Raw genomic sequence first — 3,519 nt, 5'->3', positions numbered from 1 at the left:
TCACCGATATGGGAACTGCCAGCAGTTTGACAATTTCTGATGATTTCTTTGGATTTGTTGAAACAGTTACTTCAACTGGTGTAATTCAATTTGGACCTTATACTTCAGGAAATGAGGTGTCATTTACGGTAAGCGATGATAATGATGCCAATTGTGAGTTTACCAGTGATCCGGTTAGTTTTACGTGTCCTCCTACTAACGATGATTGTCCTAATTCAGATGCTGTAGTTCAAGAAACGGGTATCGCCGATGCAGCTTCTGCAACAGCAATTCCAGGAACTGTAGAAGGTGCTACCGATTCAGGTGTGGCAGCTGAGGCATGTGGTGGTTTTACAGGAACTGCTAACGATGATGTATGGTATTCTTTTGAAGCGTTGACTGCTGATGTTAATATAACTTTCGATGCCAATTTCGATTCTGTTGTTCAGTTGTATTCAGGGACATGTGCCGGGGGATTAACAGTAATAGGCTGTTCTGATGGTATTTTTACTGCTGGTGTAGAAGAGGTTCAAGCAACGGGATTAACTGTTGGGGAGACTTACTATGTTCGTATTTATCAGTTTGCAGTGGCACCTGCAGCAGATGGAACTTTCAATTTAAAAGTTTGGTCGCCAACTACCTTGGGAGTTGAGGAATTAGAGCAATTGTATCAATTCTCATATTATCCAAACCCAGTTAGCTTTAACTTGGTGTTAACGGCTCAGAAAAACATTCAACATGTTGCTGTTTTCAATATGTTGGGTCAGCAGGTTATTAATGCAGCTCCAAACACTATGAAAGTAGATTTAGATATGTCTAACCTGCAAACAGGAGCGTATTTTGTAAAAGTTAGTATTGATGGAAATTTGGAAACCATTCGTGTAATTAAGCAATAAAACTGTTTAAATTGTAAAAAGTAAAAGGCTACCAATATGGTAGCCTTTTTTTTATTAAAGTTACCTAAAGAAATTCCCAATTGTTGTAATGATACAGTTTAATAAGCTAATGGGCTAAAAACTGCCAAAGGGTGTTTTCTTTTTAACAACTAGGCTGTGCTATTTTAAACCATCAAGGATCAGGAATCAGGTATAAATTTCACTATGACTGAGCAGGAAAAATTGAAAAAACTCTTTTGTATAATACAACTGATCTTAACTTAAAGCAGCTCATTCCTATCATAGACTAGATATTCTCATAACTACTTGAAAAACAAAAAAAATATAGTTTAAAGCCTTTCCTTACAGACCACACCTTCTAATTGTGCCGATTTTTTAAATAGCCATATTTTTTTATCGCACATAACATGTTATTGCTCTATTCACAACCTTATTTTACGAAATAGAACAGCCTTTTTCATAAAAATCAAAACAAATAAAGGCACTCCTGTTCCCTTTAAATCCAATAGCGTCACGTTTTGTCACACATATGTCACGCAATTTATAGCCCACTATTAATGCTTTAACATAAAAAAAACACATTCTTGCTGGCAAGATTGAAAAAAGCATTTTTACAATCTTTTTTGTTATAAAGAGTATAGCACTCAAAAAGAATAACAAATCATTTTCACTTTAATAAACCTTTAAACCAAAAACAATTACAAGTATGAAAAAAACTACGTTTTGGCTTTTTGCCACAATGTGTTTTGTGTTTTCTTGGCAGTCGCAGGCACAATTCACATTCCCCGTTATTGCGGGCCCTACTAATGTACCTGGGGATACGGAAGTAACTTTAAACATTAACGATGTTGCCAATACTGCTGGGGTAAATTCTGGGATTTATGAATCATTCCTAATCACGGTAGATTGGGTAAATGTATCTAATGCCTATTCAAGCGAAGCGGATGTAACTGTTATAACCGCTGCGGGTTCTGTTGTTATCGATCCTCCAACTTCGGGCGGAGCCTCTAATGGAAATTCGACAACTTTGACTTTTCAAGGTGATTTGGCAGGATTGTATGAGCCAGCTGTAGATGGGGCGCTAGATTTGATATTAGATCAATCATGGACTAATTCAGATTGTAACTGGTTGAATATTTCTGTAACACTATATGAAGCACCTACTTGTATAGAACCAAACACGCTGGGAGCTTCAAACGTTCTTACTACTTCTGCAGACTTAACATGGGCTCAAGGTTTCAGTGAAACCATGTGGAATATAGAGTGGGGAGTAGCAGGGTTTGTTCAAGGTTCTGGAACTATGGTTTCGGGACTTACTAGTACTACCTATAATGAAAATACACTAAGCCCTTCAACTACTTATGAATTTTATGTACAAGCTGATTGTGGTTCCGGTGATACAAGTGTTTGGGTAGGGCCTTTTGGGTTTACAACCGCTTGTAGTGTTTTTTTAGCACCATTTACTGAGCCATTTACAGGGGGGGCAACTCCTAACTGTTGGACCGAAGGTGGTGATAATGTATGGGATTATAATTTAAATGCAGGTTATGCTGCAACAGACGTTGATGATCACACCTTTGGTGGTGGAACTAATTATGCATGGATGGATGGCTCAGATAACGGCAATGCTGAAATTAGTACCTTGACGTCTCCATTAGTAGATGTGTCTGGTCTAATCAGTCCTTCTCTACAATTTGCATTATTCAGTAATAATACAAATGATGCAACAATCAACTTGATTGATGTTGAGCTTTATGATGGTGCTGCTTGGAATACTGTAATGAACATTACTAATTTATTGGGTGCTCAGTGGCAAGATTACTTTATCGATCTTTCTACTTATACAATCACTGGACCAGTACAAGTTAGGTTCACGGTTACAGGTACTTCAACTTCTGCATACTATAATGATATTTTACTGGATGACGTCTCTTTTGACGAAATGCCAACCTGTGCTCAGCCATTTAACCTAATGGCAAGTGCCGTTACTGATACTACAGTAGATTTAAGCTGGACAGAAGCAGGAACAGCAACTTCATGGAACATTGAAATGGTAACTGCGGGGACTGTCCCTACAGGTACACCAACCTATACAGGAGTGACAAATCCATACACTGTTACCGGATTGACTCCTGTTACAGAATATGAGTTTTACGTGCAGGCTGATTGTGGCGCTGGTGATACAAGTGCTTGGGTAGGGCCAATATCCTTTACTACAGAGTGTGCTGCTTATATTCCAGAATACTTACAAGACTTTGCAACCATCATTCCGCAGTGTTGGGATGAGGCAGATAATGGTGATCCAACAACTGGGCCTACTGGTTTAGGAGCAGGGTCTTGGGGACCAGATGGTTTTGCTAATAACGGATTCAGTGGAGCATATAAAATCAATCTTTATCTTGCTAGTAAGAGCGATTGGGTATTGTCTCCAAGCTTCGATTTATCAACTGGCGGTCCTTATCAGGTTGAGTTCGATTTCGCTATAATGCAATTTGGTTCATCTACAACGGCAGGAAGTTTAGGGTCAGACGACGAAGTTCAGTTTTTGATTTCTACCGATGCAGGTACTACATGGACTGCTCTAGATACTTGGGATAATACTTCTGTAGTTCCTGCTGGAGGAACACATTATGTTTACGATTTA

Annotated in this window: 2 protein-coding genes; both read left to right on the top strand. The window is 38.7% G+C overall.

What is annotated here, in order from left to right; translation table 11 throughout:
• Nucleotides 1–875 (top strand): T9SS type A sorting domain-containing protein (locus tag PWU04_RS13290; RefSeq protein ID WP_274476612.1); only part of this gene is annotated, 875 nt, incomplete at its 5' end.
• A 706-nt stretch (nucleotides 876–1,581) separates the two neighbouring features.
• On the top strand, nucleotides 1,582–3,519 hold a 1,938-nt coding region (locus PWU04_RS13285; RefSeq protein WP_274476611.1), incomplete at its 3' end, for a fibronectin type III domain-containing protein.

Source organism: Mangrovimonas aestuarii, assembly GCF_028767185.1.
Lineage (GTDB): Bacteria > Bacteroidota > Bacteroidia > Flavobacteriales > Flavobacteriaceae > Mangrovimonas_B > Mangrovimonas_B aestuarii.
This window is presented reverse-complemented; position numbering and strand designations above follow the sequence as displayed.